Annotated in this window: 21 protein-coding genes; 16 read left to right on the top strand and 5 right to left on the bottom strand. The window is 60.8% G+C overall.

Annotated features, from left to right (window positions below):
* Positions 1–13: 13 nt before the first annotated feature.
* The 6 genes from HU759_RS23100 to HU759_RS23075 all read left to right on the top strand — a co-directional run bounded on the left by HU759_RS23100 (position 14) and on the right by HU759_RS23075 (position 5,680).
* Positions 14–574 (top strand): DUF1285 domain-containing protein, encoded by a 561-nt coding sequence (locus tag HU759_RS23100; protein WP_186617519.1) that lies wholly within the window; start codon positions 14–16, stop codon positions 572–574.
* Between the two features lie 70 nt (positions 575–644).
* Complete coding sequence (locus HU759_RS23095; protein WP_017138356.1) at positions 645–1,358, top strand: GntR family transcriptional regulator; 714 nt, start codon at positions 645–647, stop codon at positions 1,356–1,358.
* On the top strand, positions 1,355–2,356 hold the full coding sequence (locus tag HU759_RS23090; protein WP_099548160.1) for an ADP-ribosylglycohydrolase family protein: 1,002 nt from the start codon (positions 1,355–1,357) through the stop codon (positions 2,354–2,356). Before HU759_RS23095 ends, HU759_RS23090 begins: the two co-directional genes overlap by 4 nt.
* Before the next feature lie 193 nt (positions 2,357–2,549).
* A complete protein-coding gene (locus HU759_RS23085) occupies positions 2,550–4,016 on the top strand; it encodes a cytosine permease (RefSeq protein ID WP_017138354.1) in 1,467 nt (488 codons plus the stop codon).
* A complete protein-coding gene (locus tag HU759_RS23080; protein ID WP_186617521.1) occupies positions 4,009–4,926 on the top strand; it encodes a PfkB family carbohydrate kinase in 918 nt (305 codons plus the stop codon). Before HU759_RS23085 ends, HU759_RS23080 begins: the two co-directional genes overlap by 8 nt.
* A gap of 25 nt (positions 4,927–4,951) precedes the next feature.
* The gene (locus tag HU759_RS23075; RefSeq protein WP_017138352.1) at positions 4,952–5,680 is read left to right on the top strand and encodes a class I SAM-dependent methyltransferase; all 729 of its coding nucleotides are present in this window, start codon (positions 4,952–4,954) and stop codon (positions 5,678–5,680) included.
* Between the two features lie 132 nt (positions 5,681–5,812).
* On the opposite strand, the gene HU759_RS23070 is transcribed toward HU759_RS23075, so the two are convergent.
* The 3 genes from HU759_RS23070 to HU759_RS23060 all read right to left on the bottom strand — a co-directional run bounded on the left by HU759_RS23070 (position 5,813) and on the right by HU759_RS23060 (position 7,740).
* The gene (locus HU759_RS23070) at positions 5,813–6,079 is read right to left on the bottom strand and encodes a hypothetical protein (RefSeq protein ID WP_017138351.1); all 267 of its coding nucleotides are present in this window, start codon (positions 6,077–6,079) and stop codon (positions 5,813–5,815) included.
* Between the two features lie 51 nt (positions 6,080–6,130).
* Positions 6,131–6,457, bottom strand: a complete 327-nt coding sequence (locus HU759_RS23065) for a hypothetical protein (RefSeq protein ID WP_170040891.1) — start codon at positions 6,455–6,457, stop codon at positions 6,131–6,133.
* Positions 6,458–6,543: 86 nt separating this feature from the next.
* Positions 6,544–7,740: an MFS transporter gene (locus tag HU759_RS23060; protein WP_099548760.1), complete on the bottom strand. Its 1,197-nt coding sequence runs from the start codon at positions 7,738–7,740 to the stop codon at positions 6,544–6,546.
* Between the two features lie 203 nt (positions 7,741–7,943).
* Here HU759_RS23060 and HU759_RS23055 point away from each other — a divergent pair, with 203 nt between their 5' ends.
* From HU759_RS23055 to HU759_RS23030, 6 genes are all read left to right on the top strand, one after another.
* Positions 7,944–8,423 (top strand): GNAT family N-acetyltransferase, encoded by a 480-nt coding sequence (locus HU759_RS23055; RefSeq protein ID WP_026013792.1) that lies wholly within the window; start codon positions 7,944–7,946, stop codon positions 8,421–8,423.
* 267 nt (positions 8,424–8,690) lie between these two features.
* Positions 8,691–9,512, top strand: coding sequence for an SDR family oxidoreductase (locus tag HU759_RS23050; RefSeq protein WP_099548761.1), 822 nt, complete (start codon positions 8,691–8,693; stop codon positions 9,510–9,512).
* A gap of 22 nt (positions 9,513–9,534) precedes the next feature.
* Positions 9,535–10,515, top strand: coding sequence for a substrate-binding domain-containing protein (locus tag HU759_RS23045; RefSeq protein WP_176991441.1), 981 nt, complete (start codon positions 9,535–9,537; stop codon positions 10,513–10,515).
* On the top strand, positions 10,512–12,011 hold the full coding sequence (araG, locus tag HU759_RS23040; RefSeq protein ID WP_032865806.1) for an L-arabinose ABC transporter ATP-binding protein AraG: 1,500 nt from the start codon (positions 10,512–10,514) through the stop codon (positions 12,009–12,011). The genes HU759_RS23045 and araG overlap by 4 nt, the downstream gene beginning before the upstream one ends.
* Positions 12,012–12,030: 19 nt before the next feature.
* Positions 12,031–12,996 carry an L-arabinose ABC transporter permease AraH gene (araH, locus tag HU759_RS23035; RefSeq protein WP_017138344.1) on the top strand — a complete coding sequence of 322 codons (966 nt, stop codon included), beginning with the start codon at positions 12,031–12,033 and terminating at the stop codon, positions 12,994–12,996.
* Positions 12,997–13,182: 186 nt separating this feature from the next.
* Entirely contained in the window at positions 13,183–13,986 is an 804-nt protein-coding gene (locus HU759_RS23030) for an IclR family transcriptional regulator (protein ID WP_017138343.1), read from the top strand.
* On the opposite strand, the gene HU759_RS23025 is transcribed toward HU759_RS23030, so the two are convergent.
* A complete protein-coding gene (locus tag HU759_RS23025) occupies positions 13,987–15,039 on the bottom strand; it encodes an NAD(P)-dependent alcohol dehydrogenase (RefSeq protein ID WP_017138342.1) in 1,053 nt (350 codons plus the stop codon).
* Positions 15,040–15,220: 181 nt separating this feature from the next.
* Between HU759_RS23025 and HU759_RS23020 the strand changes: the two genes are divergently transcribed.
* A complete protein-coding gene (locus HU759_RS23020) occupies positions 15,221–16,114 on the top strand; it encodes an AraC family transcriptional regulator (RefSeq protein ID WP_170040892.1) in 894 nt (297 codons plus the stop codon).
* Positions 16,115–16,228: 114 nt separating this feature from the next.
* Here the strand turns inward: HU759_RS23020 and HU759_RS23015 are convergent, their stop codons facing one another.
* On the bottom strand, positions 16,229–17,893 hold the full coding sequence (locus tag HU759_RS23015; RefSeq protein ID WP_017138340.1) for an electron transfer flavoprotein-ubiquinone oxidoreductase: 1,665 nt from the start codon (positions 17,891–17,893) through the stop codon (positions 16,229–16,231).
* Between the two features lie 507 nt (positions 17,894–18,400).
* Here HU759_RS23015 and HU759_RS23010 point away from each other — a divergent pair.
* The 3 genes from HU759_RS23010 to HU759_RS23000 all read left to right on the top strand — a co-directional run bounded on the left by HU759_RS23010 (position 18,401) and on the right by HU759_RS23000 (position 20,987).
* Entirely contained in the window at positions 18,401–19,150 is a 750-nt protein-coding gene (locus tag HU759_RS23010; RefSeq protein ID WP_017138339.1) for an electron transfer flavoprotein subunit beta/FixA family protein, read from the top strand.
* 2 nt (positions 19,151–19,152) lie between these two features.
* A complete protein-coding gene (locus tag HU759_RS23005; RefSeq protein WP_138453881.1) occupies positions 19,153–20,082 on the top strand; it encodes an FAD-binding protein in 930 nt (309 codons plus the stop codon).
* 83 nt (positions 20,083–20,165) lie between these two features.
* Complete coding sequence (locus HU759_RS23000; RefSeq protein WP_186617523.1) at positions 20,166–20,987, top strand: transporter substrate-binding domain-containing protein; 822 nt, start codon at positions 20,166–20,168, stop codon at positions 20,985–20,987.
* The last annotated feature ends 5 nt before the right edge of the window (positions 20,988–20,992 follow it).

The raw sequence follows: 20,992 nt of genomic DNA, 5'->3' as shown, positions 1-20,992 counted from the left end.
AGAGGAGAACCCTATGACCGATTCCGCCAAGGCCAATGATCTATTGGCCCAACTGCCCAAGGGCAAGGGGCCGGCGCCGGTACACCTGTGGAACCCGGATTTTTGCGGCAACATCGACATGCGCATCGCCCGTGACGGCACTTGGTTTTACCAAGGCACGCCGATCGGGCGTAAGCCGATGGTCAAGTTGTTCTCCAACATCATTCGCCGCGATGGCGATGAGTATTTCCTGGTCACTCCCGTGGAAAAGGTCGGTATCAGCGTCGATGATGCGCCCTTTGTCGCGGTAACGCTGGAAGTCGAAGGGCAGGGCGAAAGCCAGGTGCTGCGCTTCACCACCAATGTCGACGAGGACATTGAAGCGGGCCTTGAACACCCCTTGCGGGTGGTGATCGACCCGACCACCCAAGAGCCAGCGCCTTACCTGCGGGTGCGCACCAACCTTGAAGCCCTTGTGCATCGCAACGTGTTTTACCAGTTGGTCGAACTGGCGGTCAGCCGTCCGATCAACGGTCAGAACTGGCTTGGTGTGTGGAGCGGCGGGGAATTTTTCCGCATTGGCCTCGAACCCTGAGACTGGCTTTTTCATCACCCTGAAATAATTCGCTTGCTGTTGTCGGGCGCTTTCGGTTATCAATTTGTACATGATTAGACATGTCCGATTTGATAAGAAAAAACGCGTCGTCGACGAACTCATCCGCCGTATCGAAGGTGGAGTGATGGCCGACGGTTTCCTGCTGCCGGGCGAGCATCAACTGGCCGAGGAGTTTGCGGTCAGCCGTGGCACCTTGCGCGAAGCCCTGGCTGAGCTCAAACGGCGCAACTACATCGCCACGCAAAGCGGCGTCGGCTCCATCGTCACCTTTGATGGCATGGTGCTCGACCAACGCAGTGGCTGGGCACAGGCGCTGGCCGATACCGGCGCACTGGTCACCACCGACATCCTGCGGCTGGAAGCCGTGACTCGACCGGACCTGCTCAGCCGTTTTGGCAGCGACCAATTTATCGCCCTCGACCGCCGTCGGCGCACCACCGATGGCACCGCCGTTTCTCTGGAGCGTTCGTTGATGCCTGCTACCGGTGGCCTGGAAAGCCTGCCCCGTGTCGGCCTGATCGACAACTCCCTCACCATCACGCTGGCCGCTTACGGCTACGTGGGCGCCGAAGGGGACCAGTGGATCGGTGCCGAGCCCTTGAGCGATGAAGACGCCGAGTTGCTCGGCCGCCCAGCCGGTACGGTGTTTCTCAAAGCCTCGCGCACTACCTACGACCGCCGCGAGCGTCTCATGGAGTATGTCGAAAGCTTGCTCGACCCTTTGCACTTTCGCCTGCACCTGCAGTTTGGAGCTTCGAAATGACCGCGCAAAATCGCGCCCTCGGTGCCTTCTACGGCCTGGCCCTGGGCGATGCATTGGGCATGCCCACCCAGTCGTTGAGCCGCGAGCAGGTGCAGCAGCGCTTCGGGGCCATCACCGCTCTGCAAGATGCTGGTGCCGACCAACCCATCGCGCCGAACATGCCGGCAGGCTCCATCACCGACGACACCGAGCAGGCGATCCTGGTCGGTGAGTTGCTGGTGCAAGGGCAGGGCAAAATCGAACCCACGGTACTCGCCCAGCGCCTGATCGAGTGGGAAGCGGCGATGCGCGCCAAAGGCTCCCAGGACTTGCTGGGGCCATCGACCAAACGCGCCATCGACATGATCCTCGCCGGGCACACCCCGGAAGAATCCGGGCGCTACGGCACCACCAATGGCGCCGCGATGCGCATCACGCCGGTCGGCATTGCCGCCGACGTCAGCGACCCGGCGCAGTTTATCCAGGCGGTGATCCAGGCCTGCCAGGTCACCCATAACACCAACCTGGGCATTTCCAGCGCGGCGGCGGTGGCGGCAGTGGTTTCGGCAGGTATCAACGGTGTGGATTTGGGTGAAGCCCTGAACATTGGCACCCAGCTCGCGCAGCAGGCCGAAGGCCATGGCCACTGGATCGCCGGTGGGCGGATTTCCACGCGCATCAGTTGGGCACGCACCTTGAGCGTCGGCAGTGGCGACAAAGCCCTGTTTGCCGACCTGCTTTACGAACTGATCGGCACCTCGGTCGCTTCTCAGGAATCGGTGGTGGTGTCGTTTGCCCTCGCCCAGCAAGTGGCGGTGGGCGACATGAATGCCGTCGAGGCGCTGTGCCTGGCGGCCAGCCTTGGCGGCGATACCGACACCATTGCCGCCATGTTGGGCGCGATGTTGGGCGCGTGTCTTGGGATGCAGTGCTGGCCTGAGGCGATGATTGAGCAGGTCAAGCAGGTCAATGGTCTGGATTTGCAGCCACTGGTGCAGGGGCTGCTGCAATTGCGCTGATCACCACCGATCAAAAAATGTGGGGGCTGGCTTGCCTGCGATAACGGTGTGCCAGCCACTGATGCACTCACTGAAAGACCGCTATCGCAGGCAAGCCAGCCCCCACCTTAAATCGTGTTTGAGTCAGGACGACCGCTTAAAGCTTTGACTATCTGCCACAACCACAACAATACAGGCACCAGGAGCACCCCTCATGAGCAGCACTTCTTCCGGCCAAAGTGCCGGGCAATTGGAAACACGCGGAATCGAACCGGTCCCCGAAGGCGAGTGCAATGGCCATCCGCTGCAACTGTTCTGGGTGTGGTTCGCGGCTAACATCAGCATCCTCGGCTTGCCGCTCGGCGCGACCCTGGTGGCGTTTCGTGGCCTGGCGATCTGGCAGGCGATCATTGTGGCGATTCTCGGCGCCGCCGGCTCTTTCGCAGTGGTAGGCATCATCTCGATTGCCGGCCGTCGCGGCCGCGCGCCGAGCCTGACGCTGTCGCGCGCCATCTTCGGTGTGCGCGGCAATATCGGTCCCACGCTGGTCTCGCTGATGTCGCGCCTGGGTTGGGAAACCGTCAACACCACCACGGCCGCCTTTGTGCTGCTGTCGTTGTGTTCGATCCTGTTCGGCTCGCCGGTCGAAGCCAAAAGCGCGCCGGTGCTCACGCTGATCTTCATCGCGATTTTCGTGCTGCTGACCCTGTCGGTATCCGGCCTCGGCCACGCCACCTTGCTGGTGATCCAGAAGTGGGCCACCTACGTGTTCGGCGCGTTGAATATCCTGGTGGGCGGCTTCCTCTGCGCCACCATCGACTGGAGCGCGGTGTTCAACGCCACCCCGGCGCCGCTGAGCGCCATGATCATTGGCGTCGGCACTATGGCCGCCGGTACCGGTATCGGCTGGGCCAACGCCGGTGCCGACATGTCGCGCTACCAGCACCGCAGCGTCAAGGCCGTGCGTCTGGTGGCGTCTGCCGCATTTGGTGCGGGCATTCCGCTGGTGCTGTTGATCACCCTCGGCGGCCTGCTGTCGGTGGGCAACAACGACCTGGCGTCGGCCACCGACCCGATCATCGCGATCCGCGACATGCTGCCGACCTGGATGGCCGTGCCGTACTTGATCACCGCGTTCGGCGGGCTGTTGCTCTCCAATAACCTCTCGGTGTATTCGGCTGGTCTCACCACCTTGACCTTGGGTCTTAAGGTCAAGCGCGTGCACGCGGTGATCGTCGATATCGTGGCGATCTTCGCCGGCTCTATTTACTTCATGCTGATAGCCGACAGTTTCTACGGCCCGTTCATCACCTTCATCTCGCTGCTGGCCGTGCCCATCACCGCCTGGGTCGGGATCTTTGTGGTCGACCTGATTCACCGTCACTACTACAGCCCCAAAGACCTGCTGGACGTAAGCCCAAGCAGCGCCTACTGGTATCGCGGCGGCGTGGAATGGCGTGCATTCGGCGCCTGGGCTGTGGCGATTGTGCTGGGTTTCAGCTTCACCACCATCGGCACCACCGCCGAAAATATCTGGTTCGCCGGGCCTTTGTCCGACTCCTGGCTGGGCCACAACGGCCTGGGCTGGATCGTCACCTTCCTGGTGGCCGGTGGGATTTATGCAGTACTGGGCGGCGCAGCTGACCGTCGCCCGGCTTTGGTAGAGCGCGCTAATGTCTAGATTGCTGCACACCGGCCAGGTCATCGTCGACCTGGTCATGGCCCTCGACACACTGCCTGCAACCGGCGGAGATGTGCTGGCGCAATCGGCCAGTTTCGAAGCCGGCGGGGGCTTCAACGTGATGGCTGCCGCCCGGCGCAATGGTTTGCCGGTGGTTTACCTCGGCCGCCATGGCCACGGGCGCTTCGGCGACCTGGCGCGCGCCGCGATGCAGGCCGAGGGCGTGGAAATGGCCCAGCCGGCCAGCGAGGGCAAGGACACCGGTTTGTGTGTGTCGCTGACCGAGGCCAGTACCGAGCGCACGTTCATTTCGCATATCGGCGCTGAAGGGGATTTGAGCGCAGAGGACCTGGCGGGCGTGGTGCCGCGCGCAGACGATTATGTCTACGTCAGCGGCTACAGCCTGTTACTCGACGGCAAGGCCCAGGCATTGCTCGATTGGTTGCTGGCGCTGCCGCGTGAAATCACCGTGGTGTTCGACCCGGGGCCGTTGGTCAAGGCGCCGGACTCGGCCTTGATGGTTGCCTTGCTGCCGCGCATCGATATCTGGACCAGCAATGGGCCGGAAGCCCTGGCGTTTAGCGGCGCCAGTACGCTGGCCGAAGCGCTGCGCGAACTCAACCGTCACTTGCCCGCCGAAGCGCTGCTGGTGGTGCGCGACGGGCCGAATGGCTGCTGGGTGAGTCGCCACGGCAAGGCCGAGCATGTGCCGGGTTTCAAGGTGCAGGCCGTGGACAGCAACGGCGCGGGCGATGCCCATGCCGGTGTGTTTCTGGCGGGGCTGGCCAAGGGCTTGCAACCCTCGCAAGCAGCGCGTCGCGCGAATGCGGCAGCCGCTTTGGCGGTAACGCGTTGGGGGCCGGCGACTTCACCCGGTACTGACGAAGTGGATGCGTTGTTGGCAAAATAGGCGCTTACCCGCACGGAATAAGCCCATGACCCAGAATATCTACGACACCCCGGCCTTCTTCGAGGGCTACAGCAAGATGGGCCGCTCGGTCGAAGGCCTGGCCGGTGCGCCGGAGTGGCCTGCCTTGCAGGCTTTGCTACCGCCGATGCGTGGCTTGCAGGTGGTGGACCTGGGCTGTGGCTATGGCTGGTTCAGCCGCTGGGCCGAGGAACAGGGCGCTGCGCAGGTGCTGGGGTTGGACGTGTCGCAGAAGATGCTGGCGCGGGCCACTGAAATGACTTCGGCGGCGACCATCACCTATGCAATCGCCGACCTGGAACAGCTCGACCTGCCGGCGGGCGCATTCGACCTGGCCTACAGCTCCCTGGCGTTCCATTACATCGTCGACCTCCAGGGGCTATTTGCGCGCATCCACCAGGCCCTGGTACCGGGCGGGCGCCTGGTGTTTTCCATCGAGCACCCGATCTTCATGGCGCCGCGTAATCCGGGGTGGCTGGTTGATGACCAGGGGCGCAAAAGTTGGCCGGTGGACGGCTATCAATTGGAAGGGCCACGGGTGACCCATTGGCTGGCCGATGGCGTGATCAAGCAGCACCGCACCTTGGGCACGTTGCTCAATCTGCTGATACAGGCGGGGTTTACGCTCAACCACATTGAAGAATGGGGGCCGAGCAAAGCGGACCTGATGGCGAGGCCCGAACTGGCCGAAGAACAAGAGCGTCCAATGATGCTGCTAGTGTCGGCTCAGTGCTGATGTGCGCTGCGCACTGCACATCAAAGTGTGGGAGCGGACTTGCCCGCGATGACGGTAGATCAGCCACAAAAAGAGTGACTGATGCGACGCCATCGCGGGCAAGCCCGCTCCCACATTTGATCTTCGTCTAGTTCAAACGGTGCCTTCGCCTTCCAGCTTGCGCGCCTCATCAACCCCTGAGGCGGTCAGCTTGATCGGCAGGTTCAACGAATATTCACCGGCGTCGTCGGTGGTCACATGCCCATCCTTGATAAACCCGCGTTCTTGCAGAAATGCCAGCACACTGGCCACCACCTTTTCGCCGCGGTAGTTATCCAGCACCTCCTTGCCCAGGCCGTTGGGGTGGGCGTGCAGCAGGCGGGTGAGGACTTCTTTTTCAAGGTTTCTATCGACGTTCATGCGTACCTCTTCACTGGGAAATGATCGGGTGTCGGTGCGGCTATCGATGCATCAAGGCGCAGGTTGTTTCGGGGCGCCCGGGATGTTGCTGTCATCGCCTTTGTTGATTTTGGGTTCTTCATTGACGCCTGGGCCCATTTTGCCGTTACCGACTGCAGCCGGTGCCTGACGTTGGGTATCGGCGCCTTTGGTGTGAGGGTCTGCGCCGTTATCGATAATCGCGCCACCGTTGGTTTCCATCCCTGTGCCCATCGAGTCCTGAGACTCCTTGGTAGCAGGGTTGGTGGTGCCGGTGGATGAGGTGGCGGCAACGGCACTCAACGAGGCGGCGGACAGCAAGCCGGTGAGGGCGAGGGCAGCAAATTTGGAATTCTTCATGAGGGGTGTCTCCATATGATTAATGTCCTTACCCCTTATTGGTCCGCCCCAGTTTGCGGTTCGTGCCTTGATGGCGACGAACGGTGCTAATTCACCTGTAAGATTTTGTTAGCCGAACGCTGGCGCCAGATCAGTCGCGCCACCGTGATCAACCAGTTGAACAAGGCCACGGCCAACACACTCGCCAGCAGCGTCGGCAGCCCAGAATCGACAATGATTTTGCCCGCCAGCAGCGGAAAGCCGAACACCCCGACAAAGTACGCCAGGCTGAACAGCAGCAAGGCTTGTGACGTCGTTCCAGGCGGTGCTTCATTGGCTACCAGCCCATTGATCACCGAGTACGTCAGGCCGTAACCCACGCCCAGCGTGCCGGCTGCCAACAGGTAACTGAGGTTGCCACTCACGCCAAACGCAAACAGCGCGATCGAGCCGAGCATGATCCCGGACAGCACGCAGGCGGCCCAGTACGCATCGCGCTTGACCACGTGGCCGGCGATCAACAGCCGGCTGGTAATGGCGGCGCTCAGGAAGCCGCCAAAGAACAGCGAATAGTCCAACCCCTGCGCAGCCGCGTAGCTGGTTTGAAACGATGAAAGCCCACCAAACACACAGCCGCCCAGGCCGACCATCAGGATCGCAAACGCGGCTTTGGATGACAGCACGCGGCGGCTGGACGCCCAGGAAATCTTCGAGGTGGGCGCATTCGCGTGATGGTTGAGTTGTGCGCCCATTCGCCAGAACATCAGGACGCCGACCAGACTGGCCAGGCCGGCGATATAGAAGGCTGCTGTCAGCGGCAGGCCCAGCGCGTCGGCGGCACGGCCGAGCAAAGGGCCGGAGCCGATCCCGCTCAACATACTGCCCGACAGCAGCGCAAAATATTTGGCCCGCTGCGCCGATTGCACCAGCAGCGTCACGATGATCGGCCCCAAGGTGTAGAACACGCCCCAGCCCAACCCAAGCGACAGACCGAACAGCATCAAGCCCTGGCCAAACCCGGGTGTCAGGGCAAACCCCAGGCACGCCACCACCAGCAATACGCCCATGCCCGCAATCGCGCGCGCCGCACCGACCGCATCGGCCAAGTGCCCGCAGAACAGCACTGCCACGAACGTACTGAGCATCGCCATGGAGATCACGCTGCCGGCGTCGTGTTCATTGCCGCCGCGCGAGTGGATCAGCAGCGACAGCAAAAACGTCGAGCCATAGGACAGTGACAGCAAGAAGCTGGCGAGGCAGAAAAAGGCGAACAGTTTGGTATTCACGGCGGGTGTGGAAGGCATCGGGCGACCTTGCAGTTATCAGCATGCAGTTATCAGCATGCAGTTATTAGCGTTATGCCCGACTGTTTACCATGCCCGTGCATGGCGAATGTTGCGTGGTTGGTGGTACTTGCTTTACGCGTGGCCGGAGTAAACAAATTGCACTGCAATCAGTCATCAAAGCGCCTTAGTATGTGGCCTTTGACATTGCCCAAGGCCCGCCCATGACCATCGAGATTCGCCCTGCCGTGCCCAGCGATGCTGCGCAGATCCTGACTTTCATCACTGAACTTGCCGAGTACGAAAAGGCCCGGCACGAAGTGATCGCCAGTGTGGTGGATATCGAGCGCAGCCTGTTCAGCGAGGGCGCCACCGCCCATGGCCTGATCTGTTCGCGGGATGGCCTGCCGATTGGCTTTGCGGTGTTCTTCTTCAGTTACTCCACCTGGCTGGGCAGCAACTGCCTGTACCTCGAAGACCTCTACATCAACCCCGAGCAACGTGGCGGCGGGGCGGGCAAGAAGCTCTTGCGGCACCTGGCCAAGATCGCCTGCGACAACGGTTGCGGGCGTTTCGAGTGGAGCGTGCTGGACTGGAACGAGCCGGCGATTGCCTTCTACAAGTCCATCGGCGCCCAGCCGCAGGAGGAGTGGGTGCGCTATCGCATGGAGGGTAATGCACTGCGCGACTTTGCCCAGGGCTGAAACCCTTTTTCAAAAACACTGAAGGCCCACTGTGGGGGCGGGCTTGTGTGGGAGCTGGCTTGCCTGCGAAAGCATCACTTCGGTGTAACTGAAATACCGAGGTGCCCGTATCGCAGGCAAGCTAGCTCCCACAGAGATCGGCACCCACATTTTTTTGCGCCATGTCTCACTATATGGGATGCAAATTTATATATTGAGATATTTCAAAAGATGGGTTTATAGTCGGCGGCATCAGCACTCACTACCAAAAATAAAACAGGTGAAGCGATGCAGCCCCAACCGTTGTCATTACCCGCCGTGCCCGAACCCACCTATGGCGAGCGGCTGAAAAACAAAGTGGTGATCATCACCGGTGCCGCTCAAGGGATAGGCGAGGCGATCGTCGCCTGCTTCCAGGCCCAGCAGGCACGGCTGGTGATTGCGGATATCCAGGCCGAAAAGGTTGAGCAAGTCGCCGCCCACTGGCGCGAACGCGGCGCTGAGATTGTCGCGCAGGCCGTCGATATCACCTCCAAAGAGCAATGGCAGGCGCTAGTCAATGTGGCCATCGAGCGCTTTGGCCGTGTGGATGTGTTGATCAACTGCGCGGGCGTCAACGTGTTCCGTGACCCGCTGGAGATGACCGACGAAGACTGGCGCCGCTGCTTCGCCATCGACCTCGACGGTGCCTGGTTCGGCTGCCGCACCGTGTTGCCGCACATGATCGAGCAGGGCATCGGCAACATCATCAACATCGCCTCCACCCATTCCAGCCACATCATTCCCGGCTGTTTTCCCTATCCGGTAGCCAAGCATGGCCTGCTCGGTCTCACCCGCGCCCTCGGCATCGAATACGCGCCCAAAGGCATCCGCGTGAATGCCATTGCGCCGGGCTACATCGAAACCCAGCTCAACGTCGATTACTGGAACGGGTTCCCTGACCCGCATGCCGAGCGCCAGCGCGCCTTCGATTTGCACCCGCCCAAGCGCATCGGCCAACCGGTCGAGGTGGCGATGACGGCGCTGTTTCTGGCCACCGACGAGGCGCCCTTTATCAACGCAACCTGCCTGATGATCGATGGCGGGCGTTCCGTGATGTACCACGACTAACAACAATCAAGAGAGGTGGTTCATGTTCAAGAAGACGTTAGGCGCCGTGGCGCTGGCGATGGCCTTCAGCGGTTTTGCAGCGGCCGAAGAAGTGAAGATCGGCTTCCTGGTCAAGCAGGCCGAAGAGCCTTGGTTCCAGACCGAATGGGCCTTTGCCGAAAAGGCCGGTAAGGACCAGGGCTTCACCGTGATCAAGATCGCCGTGCCCGACGGCGAGAAAACCTTGTCCGCCATCGACACCCTCGCCGCCAACGGCGCCAAGGGGTTTGTGATCTGCCCGCCAGACGTGTCCCTCGGCCCTGCGATCATGGCCAAGGCCAAGCTCAACGGCTTGAAAGTGCTGGCGGTGGATGACCGCTTCGTCGATGCCAAGGGCAAGCCCATGGAAGACGTGCCTTATGTGGGCCTGGATGCCTACAAGATCGGCCAGAAGCAAGGCGAGGCCATGGCCGCCGAAGCCAAGCATCGTAACTGGGACTGGAAGGACACCTACGCCGTCATCAACACCTTTGACGAGCTGGAAACCGGCAAAAAACGCACCGACGGTTCGGTCGAAGGCCTCAAGGTCGCCGGCTTGCCTGCTGACCACATCCTGTTCAGCGCGCAGAAAACCCTCGACGTGCCAGGCAGCATGGATTCCACCAACTCGGCGCTGGTAAAGCTGCCGGGCACCGCGAAAAACCTGATCATCGGCGGCATGAACGACAGCACCGTGCTGGGCGGCGTGCGCGCCACCGAAAGCGCCGGCTTCAAGGCGGCCAATGTGATTGGCGTGGGCATCAATGGCACTGATGCGATTGAAGAGTTGAAGAAAACCGACACCGGCTTCTACGGCTCAATGCTGCTCAGCCCCGATGCATCCGGCTACAAAACCGCCACGGCGATGTTCGAGTGGGTCACCAAAGGCACCGAGCCTGCCAAGTTCACCGCCCTGGATAACGTAACCCTCATCACCCGCGCCAACTTCAAGGAAGAGTTGAGCAAAATCGGTCTGTGGAAATGACCGGCGCGGCCTTGCGTTTCAACGGCATCGGCAAGGAGTTTCCCGGGGTCAAGGCGCTGGCGCAGATCAGCTTTGAAGCGCGGCCGCACTCGGTGCATGCGCTGATGGGCGAGAACGGCGCGGGCAAGTCCACGCTGCTCAAGATCCTCGGCGGTGCCTACACGCCCAGCAGCGGCACGGTGCAGATCGGCGAGCAGGTCATGGCGTTCAAGAACGCCGCCGACAGCATCGCCAACGGCGTGGCGGTGATTCACCAGGAGCTGCATCTGGTGCCGGAAATGACCGTGGCCGAGAACCTGTTTCTCGGGCATTTGCCGTCGCGTTTCGGCGTGGTCAACGGCGGCCAGCTGCGCAAGCAGGCGTTGGCGTGCCTTAAAGGCCTGGCCGATGAAATCGATCCGCAAGAGAAGCTTGGGCGCCTGTCCCTCGGCCAGCGCCAACTGGTGGAAATCGCCAAGGCGTTGTCCCGTGGTGCCCATGTGATTGCTTTTGACGAACCCACCAGCAGCCTGTCGGCGCGGGAAATCGACCGCTTGATGGCGATCATCACGCGCCTGCGCGATGAGGGCAAAGTGGTGCTGTATGTGTCGCATCGCATGGAAGAAGTGTTCCGTATTTGCGATGCGGTGACGGTGTTCAAGGACGGCCGTTATGTGCGCACTTTTGACGACATGGCCACACTGACTCACGACCAGTTGGTGACCTGCATGGTCGGGCGAGATATCCAGGATATCTACGATTACCGCCCGCGCGAACGCGGTGAGGTGGCGCTCAAGGTCAACGGTTTGCTTGGGCCTGGCCTGCGCGAAGCGGTCAGCCTGCAGGTGCACAAGGGCGAGATTCTCGGCCTTTTCGGGCTGGTGGGCGCCGGGCGTACCGAGCTGTTTCGTTTGCTCAGTGGCCTGGAACGCGCAACGGCCGGGCAGTTGGAATTGTTTGGGCAAGCCCTGCCATTACATTCACCACGCGATGCCATCGCCGCCGGTGTGCTGCTGTGCCCGGAGGACCGCAAAAAAGAAGGCATCATCCCGCTGTCCAGCGTGGCCGAGAACATCAACATCAGTGCGCGTGGCGCGCATTCGACCTTTGGCTGGCTGTTGCGTGAAGGCTGGGAGAAGGGCAACGCCGACAAGCAGATCAAGGCGATGAAAGTCAAAACGCCGAACGCCGAGCAGAAAATCATGTACCTGTCCGGCGGCAATCAACAGAAGGCCATTCTTGGCCGCTGGCTGTCGATGCCGATGAAAGTGTTGCTGCTGGATGAGCCCACACGCGGCATCGATATCGGCGCCAAGTCGGAAATCTACCAGATCATTCATAACCTTGCGGCCAGCGGCATTGCGGTGATTGTGGTGTCCAGCGACCTGATGGAAGTGATGGGCATCTCTGATCGCATCCTGGTGATGAGTGAAGGCGCGCTGACTGGCGAGTTGACCCGCGACCAGGCGGATGAAGCGAAGCTGTTGCAACTGGCTCTCCCGCGTTCGCGGGCTTGAAGAATTCGAGGGTATAGGTATGTCACAGGTAAAAACTGCAAAGGGCTTTTGGCCGGGTTTCAACCAACGTAAATTTCTCGATGATTGGGTGATGCTGCTCGCGGCATTGAGCATCTTTGTGCTCAGCGCGCTGTTTATCGACAACTTCCTCTCGCCGCTGAATATGCGCGGGCTGGGCCTGGCGATTTCGACGGTGGGCATCGCTGCGTGCACCATGCTGTTCTGCCTGGCGTCGGGGCATTTCGACTTGTCAGTCGGCTCGGTGATCGCCTGTGCCGGTGTGGTCGCGGGGATTGTGATTCGTGACACCGACAGCGTGGTACTCGGCGTGTCCGCTGCGTTGGCCATGGGCCTGGTAGTGGGGCTGATCAACGGCATCGTGATCGCCAAGCTGCGCATCAACGCGTTGATCGCAACCTTGGCGACCATGCAGATCGTGCGCGGGCTGGCCTATATCTTTTCCAACGGCAAGGCGGTCGGCGTGATGGACGAACGCTTCTTTGTGTTCGGCAACGGCCAACTGATGGGCGTGCCGGTGCCGATTATCATCACCGTGTTGTGCTTTGTGTTCTTCGGCTGGCTGCTCAACTACACCACCTATGGGCGCAACACCATGGCCATCGGTGGCAACCAGGAAGCGGCGTTGCTGGCCGGGGTGAATGTCGACCGCACCAAAATCATCATCTTTGCCGTGCACGGCTTGATCGGCGCATTGGCCGGGGTGATCCTCGCCTCGCGCATGACCTCGGGCCAGCCAATGATCGGCCAGGGCTTCGAGCTGACGGTAATCTCGGCGTGTGTGTTGGGCGGTGTGTCGTTGAGTGGCGGTATCGGCATGATCCGCCATGTGATTGCCGGGGTGTTGATTCTGGCGATCATCGAGAACGCGATGAACCTGAAGAACATCGACACGTTTTACCAGTATGTGATCCGGGGCTCGATCCTGCTCTTGGCGGTCATCATCGACCGCATGAAGCAACGCTGAACTCTCGCCCTATGAAGATCCAAATGTGGGAGCTGGCTTGCCTGCGATAGCGGTGGGTCAGCTAATTATTTGTAGGCTGATGCACCGCTATCGCAGGCAAGCCAGCTCCCACAATGGATCTCCTCTGTTCAGCAGGGCTGCATTTGCCATAATGGCGCCGTTTTCGTACTTCCCAATAGGCCCGATATGCAGGAAAACGCCCACATCCCCGTCAAAGACGCCGCCCCCACCGGCACCCAGACCCTGCTGCGTGGCCTGGGCGTGGTGCAAGCGGTGGCGGCGGGTGCGCGCGACTTGAAAGAGATCGCCAGGCGCATCGGCACCACCCGCAGTACCACTCACCGGCTGGCCAGTTGCCTGGTTGAGGAGCGTTACCTGCGTGTGGTGCCGCAAGTAGGTTATTTGCTCGGGCCGAAACTGATCGAACTGGGTTTTCAGGCCCGTGACGAACTGCCGCTGGTGACCCTGGCGGTGCCGTACCTGGATGAACTGTCGGCGTTGACTGGCGACACCATCCACTTGGCGATTCGTGAATACGACGATGTGCTCTACCTGCACAAGAACCCCGGCCGCTACGGCCCGGAAATGCGCTCGCGAGTCGGCCATCGCATGCCGCTGGCGCGCACCGGTGTGGGCAAGGCAATGTTGCTGGATGACTCTGTGCAGGAGTGGCAGCGCCTGTATGAAGCCAGCCTGCCCGCCGAGGGCAAGAGCCAGCAATGGCCAGCGCACCCGGAGCAATCCTGGGCGCAGTTCGAGCAGCGCATGCGCGAATACGTGGAGGGTGGGTATGCGTTCGACCTGGAAGACAACGAACCGTCGATCCGTTGTGTGGCGGCACCGGTGCGCGATGCCAGCCGGCGAATCGTCGCCGGCATCAGCATCGCCAGTACCGTGCCCTACATGCCGCTGGAAAAGATGGCCGAGCTGATCCCTGTGATCAAACAGGTCGCAGCGCGGCTGTCAGCGGAGTTGGGCGCTAAGGCCTGATCAGGCCTTCAAGGTCGCCATGTCGATGACAAAGCGGTACTTCACATCGCCGGCGATCATGCGGGTGTAAGCCTCGTTGATCTGGCGGATATCGAGCATTTCGATATCGCAGGTGATGTTGTGCTCGGCGCAGAAATCCAGCACTTCCTGGGTTTCGGCAATGCCGCCGATCAACGAACCGGCCAGCACTTTACGGCCCAGCACCAGCTTGGCAGCGTTCACCGGTGGGTCGACCGGTTCGATCAAGCCAACCAGGATATGCACGCCGTCAAAGCGCAGCACGTCGAGGTAGGGGTTCAGGTCGTGTTGCACCGGAATGGTGTCCAGCAGGAAATCGAAGCTGCCGGCGGCGGCTTTCATCTGCTCGGCATCGGTGGACACGATGACATGGTCGGCACCCTGGCGACGGCCTTCTTCAGCCTTGCTCGCGGAGCGGGTGAACAGCGTAACTTCTGCGCCCATGGCCTTGGCGAACTTGATGCCCATGTGGCCCAGGCCGCCCATGCCCAGCACGCCGACTTTGTCGCCAGCCTTCACGCCGTAGTGCTTGAGTGGCGAGTAGGTGGTGATGCCTGCGCACAGAATCGGCGCGGCGCTGGCCAGGTCGAGCTTGGCCGGGATCTTCACCACGAAGTGCTCACTGACGACGATGCTGTCGGAGTAGCCGCCCATGGTGTTGCTGCCATCCACCCGGTCCGGGGTGGCGTAGGTCATGGTCGGGCCTTCGAGGCAGTACTGCTCAAGGTCCGCATGGCAAGCGTCGCAGTGGCGGCACGAATCAACCATGCAGCCCACGCCCACCAGGTCGCCGACTTTGTGCGCGGTCACGCTGGCGCCGACGGCGGTGACTTTGCCGACGATCTCGTGGCCCGGCATCAGCGGGTACACGGCGATGCCCCACTCGTTGCGTGCCTGGTGGATGTCGGAGTGGCATACGCCGCAGTACAGAATCTCGATGGCTACATCGTCGGCGCGCGGGCTGCGGCGTTCGAAGGACATGGGGGCGAGGGGAGTGGTGGCCGACTGGGCGGCATAACCGATGGCGGTGTACATACAGAAACCTCGCAAAAGGATTGACTAGGGAGGCGGCGTATTTTCCGCGCAGGGCCGGGATGCGGCCATGGCGATTGCTCCGAACCTCATGCCTATTCGTCCGGGAGTGCCCTGTGTTTGGATTCATGTGCGCTCAGACCTGCGATGATGCTCTTATCCCTTTTTAACGAAGTTTTTTGCCATGTTGTTGACCCGCCATCTCGATGCCAATGCCACGCTGGTTGCCTTGATTGAGGACCTCACGCCCTGCGACGGTTTCTCCCCGACGTACCTGCCCGGTGTGAAGGTATTGCGCGCCAGTTGCGACGTGGCACGCGGCCCGCAGATCTACGAACCGAGCCTGATGTTTGTGGCTCAGGGCAGCAAAGTCGCCTATCTGGGCCCACGCACACTGGAGTATGGCGCCGGGCACTACCTGATCCAGGCGATGCCGGTGCCGTTCGAATGCGAAACCTTTGCCCTGGCGCCCGACGCGCCGCTGTACGGGGTTACCGTGGGGATTGATCGCGTGGTGCTCGGCGAACTGGTCATGGCCATGGGCATGCAGGCCGGGCCGCCGCCGACGGCGCAGACATTGGAATCCATGAGCTCGGTGATGCTCGATGATGCAATGCGCGGCAGCGTCGAACGGCTATTGCAGTGCCTGCACGATCCGCTGGAAAGCCGGATCATGGGCCCGGCGCGGGTCCGGGAAGTGTTGTTTACCGCATTGCGCGGGCCACAGGCGGATGTGCTGCGTGCCTTGGTGGAACAACAAGGGCAATTCTCACGTATTGCCACCTCGTTGAATCACCTGCATGCCCATTACGCCGAGCCGCTGAACATTGAGACGTTGGCCGGGTATGCGCATATGAGTGCGTCGACCTTTCATGAGCACTTCAAGCGTTGCACGCTGCTGTCGCCGGTGCAGTATTTGAAGCGCTTGCGGTTGTTGAAGGCTCAGCAGTTGCTGCTGGTGGAAGGCTTGGGCGTGGCGCAGGCGGCGCACAACGTGGGGTATCAGAGTACATCGCAGTTCAGTCGGGAATATAAGCGTTACTTCTTGCGCAACCCGGGTGAAGAACGGGCGGCGTAGGTCAGGCAACACACTCTCTAAATGTGGGAGCTGGCAAGCCAGCTCCCACATTGGATCTGTGCCGGGCATAAAAAAGGCTCCCGTTTGGGAGCCTTTTTTGTTCAAGCAACTGCCTTACATATTCGGGTAAGTTGGCCCACCCGCGCCTTCCGGCGTCACCCACGTGATGTTCTGCGAAGGGTCCTTGATGTCACAGGTCTTGCAGTGCACGCAGTTCTGGGCGTTGATCTGGAAGCGCTTCTCACCGTCTTCCTTGGTGATCACTTCATACACGCCAGCCGGGCAGTAGCGCTGCGCCGGTTCATCGTAGAGCGGCAGGTTGGTGCCGATCGGGATGCTTGGGTCTTTGAGCTTCAAGTGGCACGGCTGCTCTTCTTCGTGGTTGGTACCGGAGATGAACACCGAGCTCAGCTTGTCGAAGCTCAGTTTGCCGTCGGGTTTTGGGTAGTCGATCTTCTTGCTGTCCTTGGCGAGCTTCAGGCAGGCGTAATCCGGCTTGGTGTCGTGCAAGGTAAACGGCATTTTGCCGCCGAGGATGTTCTGGTCGAACCAGTTGAAGCCGGCGCCGATGATCGGGCCGAACTTGTGCATCGCCGGGCCGAAGTTGCGGCTGGCGAACAGCTCTTCGTAGAGCCAGCTGGCCTTGAAACCGTCGACGTAGTTGGTCAGTTCGTCACCGCCTTCGGAGTCCGCGAACAGGCGCTCGGCCACGGCGTCGGCAGCGAGCATGCCGGACTTCATTGCGGTGTGGCTGCCTTTGATCTTGGCCACGTTCATGGTGCCCAGGTCGCAGCCGATCAAGGCGCCGCCTTTGAAGACCATCTTCGGCAACGAGTTGATGCCGCCTTTGGCCAGGGCACGCGCGCCGTAGCTGACGCGTTTGCCGCCTTCCAGGTATTGCGCCAGCACCGGGTGGTGCTTGAGGCGCTGGAACTCATCGAACGGCGACAGGAAGGTGTTGCTGTAGGACAGGTCGACGATCAGGCCGACAACCACCTGGTTGTTTTCCAGGTGATAAAGGAACGAGCCGCCGGTGTTCTCGTTGCTCATGATGTCCAGCGGCCAGCCGGCGGTATGAACCACCAGGCCAGGCTGATGCTTGGCCGGGTCGATTTCCCAGATTTCCTTGAGGCCGATGCCGTAGTGCTGGGCGTCGGCGTCGCTGTCCAGGTTAAAACGCTGGATCAGTTGCTTGCCGATGTGGCCACGGCAACCTTCGGCGAACAGCGTGTACTTGCCACGCAGCTCCATGCCTGGGGTGTACACGCCTTCTTTTGGATGGCCTTCGCGGTCGACGCCGAGGTCGCCGGTGATGATCCCGCGCACCACGCCGTTCTCGTCGAACAGCGCTTCCTGGGCGGCGAAGCCTGGGTAGACTTCTACGCCCAGGTTCTCGGCCTGCTGGGCCAGCCAGCGGCACAGGTTGCCCAGGGAGATAATGTAGTTGCCTTCGTTGTGCATGGTCTTGGGCACGAAGAAGTCAGGCACCTTGGTGGAGGCTTCAGGGCTGCGCAGTACATAGATGTCGTCGCGCACAACCGGGGTATTGAGCGGAGCGCCGAGTTCCTTCCAGTCCGGGAACAGTTCGTTCAGGGCGCGTGGTTCGAACACGGCACCGGAGAGGATGTGAGCGCCGACTTCGGAGCCTTTCTCGACCACGCAGACGCTGATTTCTTTACCGGCTTCGGCGGCCTTCTGCTTCAGTCGGCAGGCGGCAGACAGGCCTGCCGGGCCAGCGCCGACGATGACCACGTCGAATTCCATGTATTCGCGTTCCACAGGCTATCTCCTACTCAAGGCTCAACAGGCTTTTTTTTCTAATGGATGGAGGTTCGGTGTCGTCTTGCAACAACGGCAAGACCCACCTTTCTCTCTAGGTGGCGCATTATATCTACACCACTGGCAGCGTCCAATACAAACGTTTGTTTGAATTGCTCGCAGGCTAGGTAAATCAAAGCAACGCGGCTTATGACTGGCTATTTTGGCGTATTGACCAGAATAGGCGTTCCGGTCAATATACGGTCGGTTTTGCGCTTACCGTAGGCAGACAGCAGGTTTCAAGAGCACGTCCAAAAGCAAGACAGGTGACGCGTGCCTAAACAATGGTGCGCAGTTTACACACTGCGATAAAGAATGACCTCTCAGTCACCCCTGACGAACGGTCATCATTTCCCCATCGCTAAGTCATCCGCCGAAGTTTTTGGAGGTGCCCTTGTGTGCCGATGAGCATCAACCGCCAGGTTCGCCTAGGCGACTTTCTTTTCACCGGAGAGTAACGAGGAATCCATGAAGGTTCTTGTAGCTGTCAAACGCGTTGTCGATTACAACGTGAAAGTTCGCGTCAAGGCGGACAATTCCGGCGTCGACCTTGCTAACGTCAAAATGTCGATGAACCCTTTCTGCGAAATCGCTGTGGAAGAAGCTGTACGCCTGAAAGAGAAAGGCGTGGCGACTGAAATCGTGGTGGTTTCCATCGGCCCTACCACTGCTCAAGAGCAGCTGCGTACCGCCCTGGCCCTGGGCGCCGACCGCGCCATTCTGGTTGAGTCGGCTGAAGACCTGACCTCCCTGGCCGTGGCCAAGTTGCTCAAGGCCGTTGTCGACAAGGAACAGCCTCAGCTGGTGATCCTCGGCAAACAAGCCATCGACAGCGACAACAACCAGACTGGCCAGATGCTGGCTGCGCTGACCGGTTACGGCCAGGGCACCTTCGCTTCCAAAGTCGAAGTGAGCGGCGACAGCGTCGCTGTGACCCGTGAAATCGACGGCGGCGCACAGACCGTTTCGTTGAAACTGCCGGCCATCGTCACCACCGACCTGCGTTTGAACGAGCCGCGCTATGCGTCCCTGCCAAACATCATGAAAGCCAAGAAGAAGCCGCTCGAGTCGGTGACTCCAGAAGCTTTGGGTGTTTCCACCGCCTCTACCAACAAGACCGTCAAGGTTGAAGCACCGGCTGCACGCAGCGCGGGCATCAAGGTCAAGTCGGTGGCTGAATTGGTCGAGAAACTGAAAAACGAAGCGAAGGTGATCTGATCATGGCTATCCTCGTAATCGCCGAACACGACAACAAGGTGCTGGCCCCGGCCACGCTGAACACCGTGGCCGCTGCCGCTAAAATCGGCGGCGACATTCACGTGCTGGTAGCAGGTCAGGGCGCTGGCGCCGTGGCTGAAGCCGCTGCGAAAATCGCGGGCGTGAGCAAAGTCCTGAACGCTGACAACGCCGCCTACGCGCATCAGTTGCCGGAAAACGTTGCTCCGCTGGTAGCTGAGCTGGGCGCTGGCTACAGCCACATCCTGGCTGCCGCCACCTCCAACGGCAAAAACATCCTGCCACGCGTTGCCGCGCAGCTGGACGTTGACCAGATCTCCGAGATCATCTCGGTAGAAAGCGCTGACACCTTCAAGCGCCCGATCTACGCCGGTAACGCCATTGCCACCGTACAGTCCAACGCTTCGGTCAAAGTCATCACCGTGCGTGCCACCGGTTTCGACCCGGTTGCCGCTGAAGGTGGTTCGGCTGCCATTGAAGCTGTTGCTGCTGCCCACGACGCTGGCACTTCCAGCTTTGTTGGCGAAGAGCTGGCCAAGTCGGATCGCCCTGAGCTGACCGCTGCCAAAATCGTCGTTTCCGGCGGCCGCGGCATGCAGAACGGTGACAACTTCAAACACCTGTACGCCCTGGCCGACAAGCTGGGCGCTGCGGTCGGCGCTTCCCGCGCGGCCGTCGACGCAGGTTTCGTACCCAACGACATGCAGGTCGGCCAGACCGGCAAAATCGTTGCGCCACAGCTGTACATCGCCGTCGGTATCTCCGGCGCGATCCAGCACTTGGCCGGTATGAAAGACTCCAAGGTGATCGTTGCGATCAACAAGGACGAAGAAGCGCCAATCTTCCAGGTGGCTGATTACGGCCTGGTTGCGGACTTGTTCGAAGCCGTACCCGAGTTGGAGAAGCTGGTCTAATCCAGTTGCTTCACTTATAAAGAGCCCGGTCTTGTGACCGGGCTTTTTTTTGCCCGGCTTTTTTGAACATCGGAGAAACCGCCATGGATCTGCGTCCCGTATTGCTGGCACTGACACTTGGATTGGCGCTACTGCCCGGCCTCGCGCTGGCTGCCGGCAAATGTGAGCGCCTGGTGATTACCGGCAGCCCGGACGCGCCGCCGTTGCTGTGGCGTGACCCTCAAGACCCAACGCACCTGATCGGCGCCACGGCAGATGTACTGCAACAAGTCGGCAAGGACCTGGGCCTTAAAATCGACCTGCTTTACGGCGGCAAACGCTCCCTGGCCCTGGATGAAGTGCGCAGCGGACGCATGGACATCCTCGCCGATGCGCCGCTGAACCTGGGCGAGCTGGAAACCCTCGACTACATCCATCCGGCACTGGTGCAGATCGACTATCTGGTGTGGACGCGCAAGGATTCGCCGCTGGTCTACACCAGCGCTGAAGACTTGCACGGGCATAAAGGCGCGGTCTCCGAGCGTGCGCGCTTGAGCGCTGGTTTCGACACCTTCGCTGGCCAGCAGCTCAGCTTGCAACGCCTGCCCAACTTGACCCCGGCGTTCCAGAAACTGCTGCTGGGTGAAGTCGACTACGTGCTGGCCGGGCGCTACTCGGGCATGGCCATGGCCCAGACGCTGGGCATGAGCAACGACCTTGTCGCCCGTGAAATACCCGTCGACCAGCCCGGCCTGTACCTGGCGATTTCCCACAACTCCGCCTGCAACGATCCGTGGCTGCGCGGACAGCTGGCGAAAAAGATGACAGAATTACCCGCGTCTGGTGTCGCGCAAGCCGCTTTGCAGCGCAACCTCGAACGCTGGAAAGCGCAATTGCAGCAACCCGTCGGCACCCCTGCAAAGTAAGGATT

The organism is Pseudomonas sp. OE 28.3, assembly GCF_014268205.2.
In the GTDB taxonomy this organism is placed as follows: domain Bacteria; phylum Pseudomonadota; class Gammaproteobacteria; order Pseudomonadales; family Pseudomonadaceae; genus Aquipseudomonas; species Aquipseudomonas edaphica.
Note: the sequence above shows the minus strand (reverse complement) of the source record. Positions and strands in the feature narration are given on the sequence as shown.